Here is a 16,609-nt window from a genome sequence, read left to right as displayed (position 1 = left end):
AACGGCCCTTCCTTCCATAGGGAGGGCCTTTCCACGAACGCGACAAGATAAAGGTCCGAGCGGAATGCCAAAAGACGACGCCGATTCCGTGACGCAGGCGCCCTGGCCGAAGCCGGTGCTGCTCGCGCTCGAAGAGCCCGGCAACTATGTGACGATCGCGACAACGCAGGCAGCCTCCTGGGCCATGATCGAGGATTGGCCGACAGAAGACGGCACGGCACTCGACAAGGCGCTGCTTGTCTGCGCCGACGTCATCAAGGGCAAGCGCACCAACGACGACGCCCGCGAAGCGTTCATAGCCGCCGCCGTCGAGGCCGGTATCGACATCAAGAGCTGACCGCCAGCCCGTGCTTTCGTTGTGTCAGCGTCCAGAGCGAGCAACGGGGATTTTTGCTATGCCCTCTGTTGCCCCGCGGCATCCAGGATTAAGCCGGCAATGGCGTCCGGGTGCGAAATCAGTGACAAATGGCTCGATTCCAGCTCGATGGTCTTGGCGCCCATGCGCTTGGCCATGAAACGCTCGAGGTCGGGATTGATCGTTCGGTCTTCAGTGGAAACGGCATACCAGCTGGGCTTCGAACGCCATGCCGCCTGTGTCGTCTTACCCGTGAGGAGCGCCTTGTGGAATGGCTCCTGCACCGCATAGAGCACCTTAGCCTTCGCCTCGGGGAGATCTCCGGCAAAATCACGCAGGAACGCCGCTTCGGTCAGCCGCCCCTCGTCGCCATCGAAGACTATCCCTGCTGAAGCAGGCGGTGTCGGAAATGTCTTGGCAAGGGCCGTATAGTCTTCGCCGGCGTCAGGCGCACGCGCAGCGACAAAAACGAGCGCCGATACGCTCGGATGCACCCCCGTCTCGGTAACCAACATGCCGGAGAACGAATGACCGACCAGTACCGTTGGACCATCCTGCCGGTCGAGCACGCGCTGCACCGCGGCTGCGGCTTCGGGGAGCGTCGTTAGCGGGTTCTGCACGGCCGTCGCATTGAGCCCTGCAGCTTGCAGTCGAGCAATGACGTCGGTCCAGCAGGAACCGTCGGCGAACAGTCCGTGTGCCAATACGACGTTTCGGGCCCTCGTCGGGGAGGTAGGCGCTGCCATGCTGCGCGGAGATATGAGGGAAGCTGCAGCGCCTGCCACGAGTGCTGCTGAGAATGTTCGTCTGTTCATCATCATCATGATCGATGTCCCTAAACGTTGAACTGTCTGCAGAATGGGCGCGCAGCTGTGGCTGCGCACACAACCATGTGGGCCTGAAAAACTCGTTCGAAGTGGCTTTTCTTGTCGCTGTTAGACCGGCGCCGTTGGCGCTGGGTAACTCCCTTGGAACGACCTTTGCGAAGAGCTCTCAAGCGCTCTCGCACTGCACTCGTTCGCCAATGAAGCTATTCAGGAAGCGGCAACCGGTCAATCTATCCTGCGCTAGACATAGGTATAGGTCGCGACACAAACCTGCGCGACGACTCAGGATCAACTGCAATGACGCTCTAAAGAAGCGAATAGACCGCCGAGGCGAGTGCAAGAAGTCCGAAGAGGATCAAAAGATGGCTCGTTCCTCGCGCGACCTTCGTCGTGAAGTCCTTGGGCAGTTTTCCCCTTGCAAGGTTCACTGCGCCGCTTAGAGAAAGCCACCAGCCAAGCGATCCGCAGAATACGCCAGCGACGATGGCTGCCGAGCTGAAGCGCCGGGTCTCCTCCGTCAGCCCAAAGCCGGCAAAGAGAGCGCCGAACGAGAGAATGGTCGCCGGATTGGAAATCGTAAGCAGGAATGTCGCTAACGTCGTGCCAAGTAGCCCACCCGCCCTGACATCTGCAGCGCGAACTGGATCGTGGGTCAATCCGCGATAACCGAGCGCCAGCAACAGTAGTCCTCCGCCGAATGCCAATGGCAGGGTAGCGGCCGACATCAACTCCTCAAAAACGGCAATGCCCGTTACCGCCGCAAGAGCGTAGCTGGCGTCGCCCACCGCCGTCCCGAAGCCGCAAGAAAAGCCAGCCAGAAAGCCGCGCTCGAGTGTGCGGTTAATGCATAGCATCCCGATCGGCCCAAGTGGCGCGGTGATGATGACACCCAGCAAAGCGCCTTTCAGGAACAGTAGTAGCATTCTTCCGCGGATTCCTTTTCGCTGGCGCCTTTCACGAGCTCTCGACACCGGGCCATAAACGGCAGCCGCAGGGAGGTAAAACGAAAAAAGCTGCCGAGACGGCAGCCTTGTCGATGATTCGATCGATTGTGACAATCAGTGCGCCGGCACGACAGCATTGCCCTGGGCGGCTAGCGCTGCGAGGTCCGCGGGCTTTAGCTCGACGGATTCGCCACAGCCACAAGCCGATGTCTGGTTGGGGTTGGTAAAAATGAAGCCCGAGCGCAACGTCGTGCTTTCGAAGCCCATTTCTGTGCCGAGGAGGTAGAGCACAGCCGATGGTTCGACCCAGACCTTGGCGCCATCGCGTTCGATCAGGTCATCCTTCGCGTTCGGCTCGGTCACGAGGTCGATGGTATATTCCATCCCTGCGCAACCACCCTTCTTGATGCCGACGCGGACGCCCTTGGCTTCCGGTCCGGAGTTTTCGACGATCGCCTTCACGCGGTTCGCGGCAGCGTCCGTCATGCTCATTATTGCAAAGCCCATTGGCCTCTTCTCCTTCCGCGCTCGGATTAAAGGTCCGGCGTTTCATGATTCAAATGTAGTGCCAGCAGCTTAACCGATCAATACCAGCCGACAGCGACCTGCGCCTCTTCCGACATGCGGTCCGGCGTCCACGGCGGATCGAAGGTCATCTCGACCTCGACGCCTGACACGCCCTCGACCGCCCCAACGGCGTTCTCGACCCAGCCGGGCATCTCGCCGGCGACGGGGCAGCCAGGCGCCGTCAGCGTCATCATGATCTTCACCATGCGGTCGTCTTCGATGTCGATCTTGTAGATCAGCCCGAGCTCGAAGATGTCAGCGGGAATTTCCGGGTCATAGACCGTCTTGAGTGCTGAAATCACATCGTCGCTAAGCCGTGCCAGTTCATCGGCCGGAATGCTGGAATGCACGATGCCTTCGCGCACGTCGATCTTCTGTTCGCTTTCGTCCAGGCTCATATGGACACTCCTTAGGCAAAGAACTTGCGCGCATAATCAAGCGCATCGGCCAAGGCATCGACCTCGGCCCGTGTATTATACATCCCGAAGGACGCGCGGCATGTGGAGGTGACGCCGAAGCGTTTCAAGAGCGGCATGGCGCAATGTGTGCCTGCGCGAACCGCAACACCCTGGCGGTCGATCACCATCGACACGTCATGAGCATGCAGACCGGCAAGCTCGAAGGAGAAGATACCGCCCTTGCCCGGCGCCGTACCGAACACCCGCAATGCATTGACCGCCTGCAGTCGCTCTGCGGCGTAGGCGGCGAGATCAGCTTCATGGCGTGCAATCGCCTCCCGGCCGACTTTTTCCATGTAATCAAGCGCGTAGCCGAGCCCTATCGCCTGCACGATCGGCGGTGTTCCGGCTTCGAATCGATGCGGCGGATCGTTGTAGGTCACGGCATCCTCCGTCACCTCGAAGATCATCTCGCCGCCACCCTGGAAGGGCCGCATCTCGCGTAGCCGATCCTTCTTGCCGTAGAGCACGCCGATGCCCGACGGCCCATAGAGCTTGTGGCCGGTCATGACGTACCAGTCGCAATCGATGTCCTGCACGTCGACGGGCATATGGACGGCGCCCTGCGATCCATCGACCAGCACCGGAATACCGCGCTCATGTGCGATCCGGCAGATTTCCTTGACCGGAACGACCGTGCCGAGCGCGTTCGACATATGCGTGATGGCGACTAGCTTCGTCCGCTCCGTCAGGCTCTTCTCGAAATCCTCGATATGGAAAGCGCCCTCGTCGTCAACAGGTACCCAGACCAGCTTGGCGCCCTGCCGCTCGCGGATGAAATGCCACGGCACGATGTTGGAGTGATGCTCCATGATCGAGATGACGATCTCGTCCCCTTCGCCGATCTTGGGCATGCCCCAGCCATAGGCGACGGTGTTGATCGCCTCCGTCGAAGACTTCGTGAAGATGATGTCGTTGACATCGGGCGCATTGAGGAAGCGCCTCACCTTCTCGCGTGCGCCCTCATAGGCGTCCGTCGCCGCATTCGAGAGAAAATGCAGGCCGCGATGAACGTTCGCATACTCGTTCGAATAGGCATGCGAGATCGCATCAATGACGACCTGCGGTTTCTGTGCGGAGGCGCCGTTGTCGAGATAGACCAGCGGCTTGCCATAGACCTCCTTCGCAAGGATCGGAAAATCCTTGCGAATGGCTTCGACGTCGTATGCTGTGGCCGGAACTATCTTGTCCATGACGCTATCCGATCAGGCGTGCTTTTCGAGCCAGGCCGAGATGACGCCTTCCAGCGACTCGACCAGGGCTTCGTCTTCCAGTTCCTCGACGATCTCGGCAACGAAGGCGTTGACGAGCATGGCGCGCGCCTTGTTCTCCGGAATACCGCGAGCCATCAGGTAGTAGAGATGGTTGTGATCGATGTCGGCAACGGTCGCGCCGTGACCGCACTGAACGTCGTCAGCAAAGATCTCGAGTTCCGGCTTCACCGAGAATTCGGCGTCGTCGGACATCAGCAGCGTGTTGCATGCCATCTTCGCGTCAGTCTTCTGCGCATCAGGCGCAACCCGGATCATACCCTGGAAGACGCCGTTGGCGCGGTCGAAGACCACGTTGCGGATCACTTCGGTGGAACCCGTATGCGGAACGTTGTGGCCGAGAACCATGGTCACGTCGGTATGTGTTTCGGCGCCCAGCAGGTTGATGCCGCGCAGCGTCAGATCGGCACCCTCGCCCGTCACCTTGATGTGCAGTTCCTGACGAACCAGCTTGCCACCGGCGTTGATGATGAAGAGCTTCAGCTTGGCATCGGCCCCGAGGTCGACACGGATCTGGCCAAGATGTGTATCCTCGGCACCCTGCTGCTGGACGATGATCCAGGTAAGCTCGGTGCCCTCTCCGACCGTGATGTCACTGACATGCGACACGAATGCCGCATCCGACGTCACTGCAAGGTGACGCTCGATAACGGTCGCCTTGATGTTGGCACCGAAGCTGACCGGCAGGCGCGTATGCGCCTGACCACCAGCGTGAACGAACTGGATCTCCAGCGGTTCTTCGAGCAAAGTCTCGGCGGGAACGTCGAGGACATAGCCATCACGCACGAAGCTGCCGTTGATGCGACCGATCGCGTCGTCGCTGCCGAGCGCCCCAAGGCTGGTGGCAGCCGTGCCGTTTGAAAGCTGGGCCGCGTAGCCCGAAATTTCCAACCCGTCTACCGAACGCTTGAGGTCGGGAACGCCCTGAATGACCGAGAGAACCGAGGACTCTTCGACCAGCGGGTCGCGGGCTTCCGAACCGGCGTCGCCTGCCTGGTCCGGAATGGTCCGAAGCAGGGTCTTGAGGTCGGTATAGTGCCAGGCCTCGACGCGACGCGTCGGTAGGCCGGCCTTCTTCAGGTCGTCAAGCAGGCGGTCGCGGATGGCGATAACCGAACCGTCGCCCGGCAGTTCGCCGATCTGATCATTGAAAGCCTCGATGAGCGCCGCTTCCGCGGCGGTCTGGCGGCTCGTCGTCTGCATGTTCATGAGACTCGTCCTTTCCGCCGTAATCAGGCTGCCGCACCGATGATGTCGGCGTAGCCATTGGCTTCCAGATCATGCGCCAGCGTCTTGTCGCCCGACTTGATCACCTGGCCCTTGTAGAGAACGTGAACCGTATCCGGGACAATATAGTCGAGCAGGCGCTGGTAGTGCGTGATGACGATGACGGCGCGATCAGGCGAACGCAGCGCGTTGACGCCATCGGCGACGATCTTCAGCGCGTCGATGTCGAGACCGGAGTCGGTTTCGTCGAGGACGCAAAGCTGCGGCTGCAGCAATGCCATCTGCAGGATTTCGGCGCGCTTCTTCTCACCACCGGAGAAGCCGACATTCAGCGGGCGCTTCAGCATCTCAGTGTTGATCTGCAGCTTGCCAGCAGCGTCCTTCACGAGGCGCAAGAAGTCAGGCGTCTTCAGCTCTTCTTCGCCGCGAGCCTTGCGCTGCTCATTCATCGCGACCTTGAGGAACTGCATGGTGGCAACGCCCGGAATTTCGACCGGGTACTGGAAGGCGAGGAAAATGCCCTTGGCCGCGCGCTCGGCAGCGTCGAGTTCCAGGATGCTCTCGCCGTTGTAGAGGATGTCGCCTTCGGTCACTTCGTAGTCTTCACGGCCCGACAGGATGTAGGAGAGCGTCGACTTGCCGGAGCCGTTCGGGCCCATGATGGCGGCAACTTCGCCGGCCTTCACGGTGAGGTTCAGGCCGCGGATGATCTCTGTGCCGTCTTCGGCGATGCGGGCGTGCAGGTTCTTAATCTCAAGCATGGTCTTGTCCCATAAAAAGCAATCGGAGAAAGGCGCGATCCACGCGCCCTCGCGCATTCATTGTCGTGTTGCGTCAGCCGACGCTGCCTTCGAGCGAGATGCTGATGAGCTTCTGCGCCTCGACGGCAAATTCCATCGGCAGTTCCTGCAGGACTTCCTTGACGAAGCCGTTGACGATCAGGGCGATCGCCGCTTCGGTCGGGATGCCGCGCTGCAGGCAGTAGAACAGCTGGTCCTCGGAAATTTTCGAGGTCGTCGCTTCGTGCTCGAACTGCGCCGTCGAATTCTTCGCCTCGATGTACGGCACCGTATGCGCGCCACACTTGTCGCCGATCAGCAGCGAGTCGCACTGCGTGAAGTTACGCGCGTTCGACGCCTTGCGGTGGGCCGAGACCTGTCCGCGATAGGTGTTCTGCGACACGCCCGCGGCAATGCCCTTGGAAACGATGCGGCTCGACGTGTTCTTGCCGAGATGGATCATCTTCGTGCCCGAGTCGATCTGCTGGTGGCCGTTCGACACGGCGATCGAGTAGAATTCGCCTCTGGAGTCGTCGCCGCGCAGGATGCAGGACGGGTACTTCCAGGTGATAGCCGAACCCGTTTCGACCTGCGTCCACGAAATCTTCGACCGGTGACCACGGCAGTCGCCGCGCTTGGTGACGAAGTTGTAGATACCGCCCTTGCCCTGCGCATCACCAGGATACCAGTTCTGGACAGTCGAATACTTGATCTCGGCATCATCGAGAGCCACGAGCTCGACGACAGCCGCATGCAGCTGGTTTTCGTCGCGCTGCGGGGCGGTGCAGCCTTCGAGGTAGGAGACGTAGGCGCCCTCTTCCGCGATGATCAGCGTCCGCTCGAACTGGCCGGTGTTCTTCTCGTTGATGCGGAAGTAGGTGGACAGCTCCATCGGGCAGCGAACGCCCTTCGGAACGAACACGAACGACCCATCGGTGAAGACAGCCGAGTTCAGCGTCGCATAATAGTTGTCGGAGGTCGGAACGACGGAGCCGAGGTACTTCTGCACCAGTTCCGGATGCTCGCGGATCGCTTCCGAGATCGACATGAAGATCACGCCGGCCTTCTTCAGCTCTTCCTTGAAGGTCGTGACGACCGAAACGGAGTCAAAGACGGCATCGACTGCGATCTTCGGCCTTTCGACGCCGGCCAGGATTTCCTGCTCCTTGAGCGGAATACCGAGCTTCTCGTAGACCTTGAGGATTTCAGGGTCGACTTCGTCGAGCGACTTCGGGCCGGGCGTGCTTTTCGGCGCGGCGTAGTAGTAGATGTCGTTGAAATCGATTTTCGGATAGTCGACGCGCGCCCAGGTGGGCTCTTCCAGCGTCAGCCAGCGCTTGTAGGCTTCCAGACGCCATTCGAGCATCCATTCCGGTTCCTGCTTCTTGGCGGAGATGAAACGGATGATATCTTCGGACAGGCCCTTGGGTGCCTTGTCCATTTCGATGATGGTCTCGAAACCGTATTTATACTGATCGACGTCAATCTCGCGGACGCGATCAACCGTTTCCTGGACGGCGGGCATGTCATTCTCCAATCTCGCCGGAGAAAAGGTCCGGCAGCTTGTCGTTCGGGCAGTATAGGTTTGCCCCGTATGTAGGTGGCCAAAAGGGACTTTTCAGCCCGAATGGCAAGCGGAAAATTGCCTTTCCGCAAATTTATGAAGCGGTCACGCCGCCTCTCCGGCCGGCTTGCGCCGAGCGGCTATTTTCGCAAAGACGGAAATCGCTCGGTCGACCTCCTCTTCGGTCGTGGCAAAGCCCAACGAAATCCGCAGAGCACCGAGCTTGGGATCACGCCCCATGGCGACCAGAACATGACTCTCGCCCACCTTGCCGGACGAGCAGGCAGAGCCGGCGGAAAGCGCAACGCCTTCGAGATCGAAGGCGATCTGGCCCGTTTCAGCCTTCAGCCCCGGAAGGGTGAAGAAAGTCGTGTTGGAAACGCGTGCTCCCTCGGCGCCGTAGACGACAACATCGGGTGCAGCCCCACGCATACCGCTTTCCAGCCGGTCACGCAGCGCCGAAATTGCCGCGTTGCGGGCCTCGAATTCCGCGACAGCGGCTTCCGCGGCAGCGCCAAAGCCGACCACCGCCAATGAATTTTCCGTCCCCGAGCGGTGACCCTTCTCCTGGCCACCGCCGTGGATCAACGGCAGTGGCATCAACACTTCCCCGCGTGTAACGAGCGCGCCGGCGCCCTTGGGGCCGCCAATCTTGTGCGACGATACGATCAGGAAATCGGCGCCAAGCTCGTTGATATCGAGCTTCAGTCGGCCCGCGGCCTGTACAGCATCGACAACAAGCAGCCCGCCCTGCGCCTGCACGATCTTTGCAATATCGGAAATTGGCTGAACGATGCCGGTCTCGTTGTTGACAAGCATGACCGCGACCATCGGCAACCCTGCCGACTTGTCGTGAGCAGCAAGCAGAGCGCCAAGAGCGTCAAGATCGACGACACCGGCCTCTGTCACCGGAATTTCCGTCGTCTGCTCCTTCGAAAACCGACCACCCTCCCGCACGGCCGGATGCTCGACCGCCGAATAATAGAGCCGACCGATGGCTATTGGCGTCCGCCCCATCTTGAAATCAGGCGTCAGCACCATGTTGGCTGCTTCGGTAGCGCCACTGGTAAAGATCACATGCGCGGCATCGGCACCCGTAAGGACAGCGACCTGCCGCCGCGCGTGTTCGATCGCAGCTCGGACGCTGCGGCCTTCGCCATGCACCGAGTTCGGATTGCCGAACAGATCCAGCGCGCGCAGAACCGCGTCGCGCGCATGTGGATGCAGCGGCGAAGTCGCGTTCCAGTCGAGATAAAGGCGTGGCGGCGCCATGATCTTTGTCCTGCGCTTTAAGCTTGCACGACGCCTCGGCTCATTTTCCTTGAAATTTCGGCCGGGCTTGCCTTATGACACATCCCACAATGCGTGGATCGCCATGCAAGTTTCGAATTGTTCTAAACTGCGTTTTAGAAAAGCTGACAACGTTCGTCAAGTCTGCGCAGCGTGAACGCGAAGAAATAAACGCCGGAGTACCGATGCCCGAAGTCATTTTCAACGGCCCCGCAGGCCGCCTTGAAGGCCGCTACCAGCCCTCCAAGGAAAAGAGCGCGCCGATTGCCCTCATCCTGCACCCGCACCCTCAGTTCGGCGGCACGATGAACAACCAGATCGTCTACCAGCTCTTCTACATGTTCCAGAAGCGCGGTTTCACGACGCTGCGCTTCAACTTCCGGGGAATCGGTCGCAGCCAGGGCGAATTCGACCACGGCGCCGGCGAGCTTTCCGATGCGGCCTCGGCCCTCGACTGGGTGCAGAGCTTGCATCCCGATTCGAAGACATGCTGGGTTGCCGGCTATTCCTTCGGCTCCTGGATCGGCATGCAGCTCCTGATGCGTCGTCCTGAGATCGAAGGCTTCATGTCGATTGCGCCGCAGCCGAATACCTACGACTTCTCGTTCCTCGCACCCTGCCCGTCGTCCGGCCTGATCATCAACGGCGAAGCCGACAAGGTCGCGCCCGAAAAGGATGTGAACGGCCTCGTCGAGAAGCTGAAGACGCAGAAGGGTATCCTGATCACGCACCGCACGGTGCCGGGCGCCAACCACTTCTTCAACGGCCAGGTCGAGACGCTGATGGGCGAATGCGAGGATTACCTCGATCGCCGCCTGAATGGCGAACTGGTGCCTGAGCCGGCCGCCAAGCGCATCCGCTAGGCCGATCGCATCCCGGCGGTCATTTCGAACGTCGGACAGGACAATCCGTCAATGATCATAGGCATGCGGCTTCGCATGCCTATTTTCGTCAGGACATGCTGGGACGCGGCATTGTCAGGATGGGTGAATGCGATGAACTGTTGCGCAAAGTTCCGCCGGAAAAACCAGTCCATCAGGCGGCTGGCAATCTCCGTCGCATAGCCTTTGCCCCACTCCTGCTGCCTCAGCGAGTACCCGAGTTCGAAATCCTGCCTGTCGCCGCCGAACAGCGAAAAGCCCGCGCGACCGATGAAGCGGCCATCCTCACGACTCATAACCTTGTATTTCGTCGTTCCGTCCCGCGCCTGCTCGCCGAACCAGCTGCGCAGTCGCTCGTCGGCCTTCTCTCGCGACCATGGGGCTGCGCCGGAAAGATATCGCGTCGTCTCGATCGTCGAGTGAAGCTCCTGAATGAGACCGGCATCGTCGGGTTCCCACATGACGGCGACAAGCCGGGGCGTCTCCAGAATGACCTGCCTCACGGCTTCACCACCACACCGCCGCTGACAGGCGTACCAACTCCCGTCGTTCCCGGAAATGTTAAAGGCAGGCCGTCCAGCGACCGAACAGCGAGATAAGCCCAGGCTTCCGCCTCCATGGAATCACCGTTGAACCCCGCTTCTTCCGCTGCAATCACCTCGGCGCCCCGTCTTTGCGCCAGATCCTTCAGATCCTGCATCAGCACGCGATTGAGGCGCCCACCTCCGCAGATGATATACAGCGTCGGCATCACTGGCAGGTGACCCGCGGACTTGATGATCGACGCGGCGGCGACATGCGCAAGGGTGCGCGCACCATCCGCAAGCTCTGCGTCCGAGCCTGAAGGTGGTGGAAAGTCGTTGCGGTCAAGCGAGCGCCGCTTCTCCGCTGTAAAGAACGGGCTGCTCAAATAGCGATCCGCGAGATCGTCGATCACCCGTCCCTCCGAGGCAATCATGCCGCCTTGATCGAACGGCACCCCCGCATGGGTCTCAACCCACTGGTCGATCAACGTATTGCCCGGCCCGCTATCATATCCGACGATGATGCCATCAGCACCGACATAGGTCAGGTTGGAAATCCCGCCGATGTTGACGAAGCAGACCGGCAAGGTCGCATCAGCGACGTTAGCAGCAAGCGCCGCGTGGTAAACCGGGACCAGGGGTGCGCCCTGACCGCCGTGGACCATGTCATTGGCGCGGAGGTCATAGGCGACAGGTATCCCCGTCTCGCGGGCGAGCAGCGTCCCGTCACCGATCTGGACCGTCAGCGCCTCGTCCGGCCGATGCAGCACCGTCTGCCCATGAAAGCCGATGACGTCGATCGCGGATGCATCCAGCGCGTTCGCGTCCAGAAATTGCCTAACGGCAATTGCATGACGCAACGTCAGTTCTCGCTCGATTGATGCCAGTTCGCCCGGTCTCTGCTCACGCCGCGTGATAATTTTCGCCTGCTCCAGCGCAACCTTCAGCCGGTCGCGAAAGGCGGGCTCATACGGGACACCAAGGGAGGGCCCGCGTTCGACGACGGTACGGCCGTCGGTGCGCAGCAGCGCCACATCGATACCATCCATCGACGTTCCGCTCATCAAACCGATCGCGGTTCTGATCTTCTCCATGGAGCCTCGCTGGAAGATTCCTGCCAAATGGTGACTGTTCGGCAAAACAGTGCTAAACGCGCCGCGTCACTTCGACAATAGCCAATCCGAAAATCCGCATCCGAGAGCAAAAGGTCATGTCCGAGTTCAAATCCGATTTCCTCCGCACGCTGAAAGAGCGCGGCTTCATTCATCAAATTTCCGATGAATCCGGCCTCGACGAACTCTTCGCCAAGGAAACGGTAACAGCCTATATCGGCTTTGACCCGACCGCGCCTAGCCTGCATGCTGGCTCGCTGATCCAGATCATGATGCTGCACTGGATGCAGGCGACGGGCCATCGCGCCATTTCGCTGATGGGCGGCGGCACCGGCATGGTCGGCGACCCCTCCTTCAAGGAGGAGGCGCGGCAGCTGATGACCGTCGATACGATCGAGAGCAACATCGCTTCGATCAAGCGCGTCTTCTCGAATTACCTGACCTACGGCGAAGAGGCGAAGGACGCGTTGATGATCAACAATGCCGAATGGCTGAGATCTCTCAACTACCTTGAATTCCTGCGCGATGTTGGCCGGCACTTCTCGGTCAACCGCATGCTAGCTTTCGATAGCGTCAAGACGCGCCTCGATCGCGAACAGTCGCTGTCGTTCCTCGAATTCAACTACATGATCCTGCAGGCCTACGACTTCGTCGAATTGGCGAAGCGTTACGACTGCCGTCTGCAGATGGGTGGTTCGGACCAGTGGGGCAACATCGTCAATGGCATCGATCTCGGTCACCGCATGGGGACGCCGCAGCTCTACGCCCTCACCTCGCCGCTGCTGACGACCGCGTCAGGTGCGAAGATGGGCAAGTCTGCCACCGGCGCTGTCTGGCTCAACGCAGACATGCTGTCGGCCTATGACTTCTGGCAGTACTGGCGCAATACAGAGGATGCCGACGTTTCGCGCTTCCTAAAGCTCTACACAACCCTACCGATGGACGAAATCGCACGACTTTCGGCGCTCGCCGGCTCCGAGATCAACGAGGTCAAGAAGATCCTCGCCACGGAAGTCACCGCCATCCTGCACGGCCGTGCAGCCGCTGAACAAGCTGCCGAAACCGCCCGCAAGACGTTCGAGGAAGGCGGCCTTGCAGAAAACCTTCCGTCTGTCGACGTACCGGCTGCCGAACTCGACGGCGGCATCGGCCTTCTGTCGCTGATCGTCCGCGCTGGCCTTGCTGCTTCGAATGGTGAGGCGCGCCGCCATGTTCAGGGCGGTGCCGTACGTATCAACGACCAGGCCGTCAGTGATGAGCGCAAGGTGATCGGCAGTGGCGAAGTTACCGCCGATGGCGTCATCAAGCTTTCGCTTGGCAAGAAGAAGCACATTCTGATCCGCCGCGCCGCATAACACGGACGACATCGGAAACCGAAAGCCGGCCTCGAGCCGGCTTTTTTGTGCCTATTGGAATTCAAAGATGTTGCGGAAGACGCCAGGCGCAATGATCGACAGCGGATTGATGATGAGAGCCGGGGATTCCAGTTTGCCCGTCAGCTTGAAGGTAATGCCGATCAGGCCGCGATCCGTGCCATTGCCGAGGATGAATCCGATTAACGGCAACTCGGCGAACAGGCGATTGAGCCCGTACGCAGGCATGAAAGTGCCGGTCATGTCCATATTGCCGCGCTGGTCGCGTACCGTGCCTTGGAATACAGCGCCGACCTGATCTCCACGCACAACACCGTTCTCAATGCCGATCACGCCGTTCTGCGAAACAATTCTGGCAAAACCGCGCTGGAACCGCTGTGCGGAGGTATCGATGTTCCGCTTGACCGCCGAATTCAGGCTTCGTTGCTCCTGACCGACGGGCGTCGACACAATTGAATGCAGACGCTGCTCATTGACCAGGGAGAAGCGCCTGATGTCGATCGAGCCATCCCAGCGATCTCCAGCGCCAAGGCGGATCTGCATGTTGAGCAAGCCACCCATCATGTGCTGATAGAGGTCGGCGAAGCGCGAAACCGAGCCGGCATCCCCGCTGGTGACGTTGATAACGCCATTGCCCTTCGTCTGGGCTACGAACGCCTCGCCGCTGTCGGTGACGCCGGTGAAGTTCAACGATTGCAGCCGACCATCGGCGGAAACGTACAGCATGTCGGCATTCCGCATCTTCTCGTCATTGAAGCCGATGATGCGGCCGAGCTTGGCACGGACGGATACGCTGCCGCTGCGATCGGAGTCACCGCCCCCGCCGCCGGCGGACTTTACCCGGGCGATGATCGGGCGCGCATCGGCGCTGTCGCCGGATACGGAGACATCAAGCCCTCCCTTGTTCCTCTTCACCGACACCGCAAAATCATCGAGCGACGACAGTTTGACGCTGTCGAAATCCGCTTTCATGAGGTTGCCCTTGCCGATGACAAGGGAGCCGTTCGCCCCGAATCCATCCCCCTTGAGGACGAAGTTTTTCAACTCAGTATTGTCGGCGGGGCCAGATGCCTCGAATGTCGCCGTCGCGCCGATTCCGGCTCCTTTCGACCAGCCGATCCATGGAAGAGACAGCCGTGCCCTTCCAAGGTCGACCGACACCGCCTGCCGGTCCTGATCGATACGATTGAGCTCGACATCGATGCTGCCATCGATGATGTCGTTGAGGCCGGGTAGCACTTTTTCACGCTGGTCGTTGTTGAGCGTGGCTGTGATGGTTTGTTGCGGTTGGACGTCCGACGATTTGTCGGTCGGCTCAACGAGTTTGATGCCAGCGGGAATCCCGTCAATCAGCCCTTTGCCGTCAACGCTTACCTGTTTCGGGTCGGCGTTCAGAACCCCGTCGAGACCGGTGATCTTGCGGCCAGAAATTGGCTTGGCAATATCGAGATCCTGCAGCTGCAGCACAGCCTTCCACTCGGCCGGCGGAGGATTCTGGGACGAGATCAGCCCGATGCGTGCCTGCACCTTTGCCGACACCTTGCCTTTGAGGTCCTCAGGCACGAAACCAGCGCGTTGGAGTACTTGGATCGGCTTGTAGGTCAGCAGTTCGCCGACGGCGTCCGCCGCGCCGGAAACGGGAAGATTGATCTCGGCCATGAGGGGCTTGTCATAGGTCGACGGCATGACAAACGTACCCTCGCCGACGTTGACAGATCGTCCCGAAGGGAAGAATGCAGTCCCGCCCTTGATGGAGATTGTTGCGCGCGGACCGCTGAGATCAAAGTGAGCACTCGTATCGCGTATCGGCGGGATGTCACCGGCGACGTTCATCCGCGTATCGGCGATATCGAACGCAATGCGGATCTGGTCCTTATTGAGTTTCAGCCCCTTGCCGACCGCCTCATCAAGACGTCCGAACGGAATGAAGACAGAGATTGATGCGTCGGTAACTGTGCCCCCGAAGAGGTTGCGAAGGACCCATTCGCGACCCTTCGACGCCATCCAGAACGGCCATAGCTGTTTGACCGCCGTGGTCTGCAGCTGCTGTGACTGACCAGCAAAACTGATCTCCGGTGACACATCTGCGAGACGGACATGGAGCGAGCCAAAGAGACCGCCGGCCGGGCTTGAAACCCGCATGTTTGGAAATTGGAGCTCACGGCTGGCAACGAGGTAGCGACCCGTCGCCTGGATGTCGAAGGCGAGAGGTTGCTCGCCGGACCCTGACGGCGCCGCGGTGCCGCCGCTGACAAGGAGATCAATCCCGAAGCCCTTTCCTGCCGACGCATCGACTTTGTCCAGATCGATAAGGGCGCCGCTGAGCGGCACGGATGTGGCGCCGAACTGAACGCGCGACTTTGCAATCTCGAGCGTCTGCTTGGAGAAATCATAGGCGAGATTGATGCGACCGCCGTTCAGTTCTTGCTCGTCGCCGTCCATGTAGAACTGTCCCGGCTTCAGTTCGATTGCGGCAGCGAGCGCCGGCGGCTCTTGATCGCCGGCGCGAACGGCAGAGATCGTCAGATCACTGGCGGCATCGATGCCTTGTCGAATCTGACCCTGAACGTTCCGCTTCAGCGTGAACGGCCCCAGATCGACGCCCGCGACCTGGCCGGTCAGTTTCGAGGTGCGTCCATCAGTCCTTTCGGTGAGGATGCTAAGCGTTGCTGCTTTGCCGTTGATCGCGACCTCGCCATCAAGCGCCAGTGCCCCCTGGCGTGTTCGTGAGAAAGCCACGTTGTTGACCACGATCGAAAGCGGACCGTTTGCAGTATCGGCAAGCTTGATGTCGATGCCCGAGAGCTTTACCGACCGTGTTCCGCCCCGCTCGACAAAACCGTCGACCATATCGAGCTGAGCGAACGCGGCTTCCATCGCAGCGGGAATCTGGTCGACGCGAACATCGTCGAGCTTGAGCGGCTTTCCGGATGGCAGCAGCGCTGTGTCGAGCGCTATATCCTGCGCCTCGATCTGCGCAATCGCGATGCGGCCACGGAAGAGTTGCAGCGGGTCAAGCGCGATGCGCATCGCATGCGTTGTCGATAGGTGCTGTCCGCTCTTCTCGTCGATCATGCTGACGTCGCGCGCCTCGAGCGCAAGCCGCAGGTTTGATGTAAAGCGAATGACGGTCGAACCGACCTCCGCTCGATAGCGGGGTCCGATGGCGGAGTTCAATGCAACCTGCGCCTGTCGCGAAAGCAGTGCGTCGAACATGCCGCTTTCCACCGCGAAGGCGATCGCCGCGAGCACGAAAAGGATAACGGCAACGCAACCACCAGTGACGCCCGCGGTTCGGCGCATGCGCGAACGCGACGGCGGGCAGCTGACAATGATGGGATCCTCGGCCTGCGCGGAGGGAAGCTCATGCAGTGCGACGATATCTTTCTTGCGGAATCTAATTTTTTCGCCGCGGATCGCCGACATGCGCCTCGCCT

15 protein-coding genes are annotated in these 16,609 nt (G+C 60.3%); 3 read left to right on the top strand and 12 right to left on the bottom strand.

The genetic code is table 11. From position 1 onward, the window contains the following. The first annotated feature begins 64 nt into the window (after positions 1-64). Entirely contained in the window at positions 65-337 is a 273-nt protein-coding gene (locus FHT76_RS30205) for a DUF982 domain-containing protein (RefSeq protein WP_183757422.1), read from the top strand. 56 nt (positions 338-393) lie between these two features. Here the strand turns inward: FHT76_RS30205 and FHT76_RS30200 are convergent, their stop codons facing one another. From FHT76_RS30200 to FHT76_RS30160, 9 genes are all read right to left on the bottom strand, one after another. Further along, entirely contained in the window at positions 394-1,176 is a 783-nt protein-coding gene (locus tag FHT76_RS30200) for an alpha/beta fold hydrolase (RefSeq protein ID WP_183863010.1), read from the bottom strand. 311 nt (positions 1,177-1,487) lie between these two features. Next, positions 1,488-2,105 (bottom strand): LysE family transporter, encoded by a 618-nt coding sequence (locus FHT76_RS30195; protein ID WP_183862567.1) that lies wholly within the window; start codon positions 2,103-2,105, stop codon positions 1,488-1,490. Positions 2,106-2,240: 135 nt separating this feature from the next. Beyond that, positions 2,241-2,633, bottom strand: coding sequence for a Fe-S cluster assembly scaffold SufA (sufA, locus tag FHT76_RS30190; RefSeq protein ID WP_016554094.1), 393 nt, complete (start codon positions 2,631-2,633; stop codon positions 2,241-2,243). A 77-nt stretch (positions 2,634-2,710) separates the two neighbouring features. Then, positions 2,711-3,091: an SUF system Fe-S cluster assembly protein gene (locus FHT76_RS30185; protein ID WP_016554095.1), complete on the bottom strand. Its 381-nt coding sequence runs from the start codon at positions 3,089-3,091 to the stop codon at positions 2,711-2,713. 11 nt (positions 3,092-3,102) lie between these two features. Beyond that, on the bottom strand, positions 3,103-4,344 hold the full coding sequence (locus tag FHT76_RS30180) for a cysteine desulfurase (protein ID WP_183862569.1): 1,242 nt from the start codon (positions 4,342-4,344) through the stop codon (positions 3,103-3,105). 12 nt (positions 4,345-4,356) lie between these two features. Further along, positions 4,357-5,631 carry a Fe-S cluster assembly protein SufD gene (gene sufD / locus FHT76_RS30175; protein ID WP_183862571.1) on the bottom strand — a complete coding sequence of 425 codons (1,275 nt, stop codon included), beginning with the start codon at positions 5,629-5,631 and terminating at the stop codon, positions 4,357-4,359. 23 nt (positions 5,632-5,654) lie between these two features. After that, on the bottom strand, positions 5,655-6,410 hold the full coding sequence (gene sufC, locus FHT76_RS30170; protein WP_259128553.1) for a Fe-S cluster assembly ATPase SufC: 756 nt from the start codon (positions 6,408-6,410) through the stop codon (positions 5,655-5,657). A 73-nt stretch (positions 6,411-6,483) separates the two neighbouring features. Beyond that, complete coding sequence (gene sufB, locus FHT76_RS30165) at positions 6,484-7,953, bottom strand: Fe-S cluster assembly protein SufB (protein WP_183862573.1); 1,470 nt, start codon at positions 7,951-7,953, stop codon at positions 6,484-6,486. 144 nt (positions 7,954-8,097) lie between these two features. Beyond that, positions 8,098-9,264, bottom strand: coding sequence for a cysteine desulfurase family protein (locus tag FHT76_RS30160; protein ID WP_183757428.1), 1,167 nt, complete (start codon positions 9,262-9,264; stop codon positions 8,098-8,100). Between the two features lie 203 nt (positions 9,265-9,467). Here FHT76_RS30160 and FHT76_RS30155 point away from each other — a divergent pair, with 203 nt between their 5' ends. Further along, positions 9,468-10,145, top strand: a complete 678-nt coding sequence (locus FHT76_RS30155; RefSeq protein WP_016554101.1) for an alpha/beta hydrolase — start codon at positions 9,468-9,470, stop codon at positions 10,143-10,145. On the opposite strand, the gene FHT76_RS30150 is transcribed toward FHT76_RS30155, so the two are convergent. Continuing rightward, complete coding sequence (locus FHT76_RS30150; RefSeq protein WP_183863012.1) at positions 10,142-10,624, bottom strand: GNAT family N-acetyltransferase; 483 nt, start codon at positions 10,622-10,624, stop codon at positions 10,142-10,144. The genes FHT76_RS30155 and FHT76_RS30150 overlap by 4 nt on opposite strands. 38 nt (positions 10,625-10,662) lie before the next feature. Beyond that, on the bottom strand, positions 10,663-11,781 hold the full coding sequence (locus FHT76_RS30145; RefSeq protein WP_183862575.1) for an anhydro-N-acetylmuramic acid kinase: 1,119 nt from the start codon (positions 11,779-11,781) through the stop codon (positions 10,663-10,665). 116 nt (positions 11,782-11,897) lie between these two features. On the opposite strand from FHT76_RS30145, the gene tyrS reads away from it, so the two are divergent. Continuing rightward, the gene (gene tyrS / locus FHT76_RS30140) at positions 11,898-13,154 is read left to right on the top strand and encodes a tyrosine--tRNA ligase (RefSeq protein ID WP_183862577.1); all 1,257 of its coding nucleotides are present in this window, start codon (positions 11,898-11,900) and stop codon (positions 13,152-13,154) included. 51 nt (positions 13,155-13,205) lie between these two features. Here the strand turns inward: tyrS and FHT76_RS30135 are convergent, their stop codons facing one another. Continuing rightward, the gene (locus FHT76_RS30135; protein WP_259128551.1) at positions 13,206-16,598 is read right to left on the bottom strand and encodes a DUF3971 domain-containing protein; all 3,393 of its coding nucleotides are present in this window, start codon (positions 16,596-16,598) and stop codon (positions 13,206-13,208) included. Between the last annotated feature and the right edge of the window lie 11 nt (positions 16,599-16,609).

The organism is Rhizobium sp. BK176 (assembly GCF_024808055.1).
Note: the sequence above shows the minus strand (reverse complement) of the source record. Positions and strands in the feature narration are given on the sequence as shown.

Excerpts from the sequence above, each read along its gene's own strand:
- sufB (WP_183862573.1), bottom strand. The coding sequence starts at position 7,953 with ATGCCCGCCGTCCAGGAAACGGTTGATCGCGTCCGCGAGATTGACGTC.
- FHT76_RS30150 (WP_183863012.1), bottom strand. The coding sequence starts at position 10,624 with ATGTGGGAACCCGACGATGCCGGTCTCATTCAGGAGCTTCACTCGACG.
- FHT76_RS30195 (WP_183862567.1), bottom strand. The coding sequence starts at position 2,105 with ATGCTACTACTGTTCCTGAAAGGCGCTTTGCTGGGTGTCATCATCACC.
- sufC (WP_259128553.1), bottom strand. The coding sequence starts at position 6,410 with ATGCTTGAGATTAAGAACCTGCACGCCCGCATCGCCGAAGACGGCACA.
- FHT76_RS30135 (WP_259128551.1), bottom strand. The coding sequence starts at position 16,598 with ATGTCGGCGATCCGCGGCGAAAAAATTAGATTCCGCAAGAAAGATATC.
- FHT76_RS30155 (WP_016554101.1), top strand. The coding sequence starts at position 9,468 with ATGCCCGAAGTCATTTTCAACGGCCCCGCAGGCCGCCTTGAAGGCCGC.
- FHT76_RS30160 (WP_183757428.1), bottom strand. The coding sequence starts at position 9,264 with ATGGCGCCGCCACGCCTTTATCTCGACTGGAACGCGACTTCGCCGCTG.
- FHT76_RS30180 (WP_183862569.1), bottom strand. The coding sequence starts at position 4,344 with ATGGACAAGATAGTTCCGGCCACAGCATACGACGTCGAAGCCATTCGC.
- FHT76_RS30185 (WP_016554095.1), bottom strand. The coding sequence starts at position 3,091 with ATGAGCCTGGACGAAAGCGAACAGAAGATCGACGTGCGCGAAGGCATC.
- FHT76_RS30200 (WP_183863010.1), bottom strand. The coding sequence starts at position 1,176 with ATGATGATGAACAGACGAACATTCTCAGCAGCACTCGTGGCAGGCGCT.
- tyrS (WP_183862577.1), top strand. The coding sequence starts at position 11,898 with ATGTCCGAGTTCAAATCCGATTTCCTCCGCACGCTGAAAGAGCGCGGC.
- sufA (WP_016554094.1), bottom strand. The coding sequence starts at position 2,633 with ATGGGCTTTGCAATAATGAGCATGACGGACGCTGCCGCGAACCGCGTG.
- FHT76_RS30145 (WP_183862575.1), bottom strand. The coding sequence starts at position 11,781 with ATGGAGAAGATCAGAACCGCGATCGGTTTGATGAGCGGAACGTCGATG.
- sufD (WP_183862571.1), bottom strand. The coding sequence starts at position 5,631 with ATGAACATGCAGACGACGAGCCGCCAGACCGCCGCGGAAGCGGCGCTC.
- FHT76_RS30205 (WP_183757422.1), top strand. The coding sequence starts at position 65 with ATGCCAAAAGACGACGCCGATTCCGTGACGCAGGCGCCCTGGCCGAAG.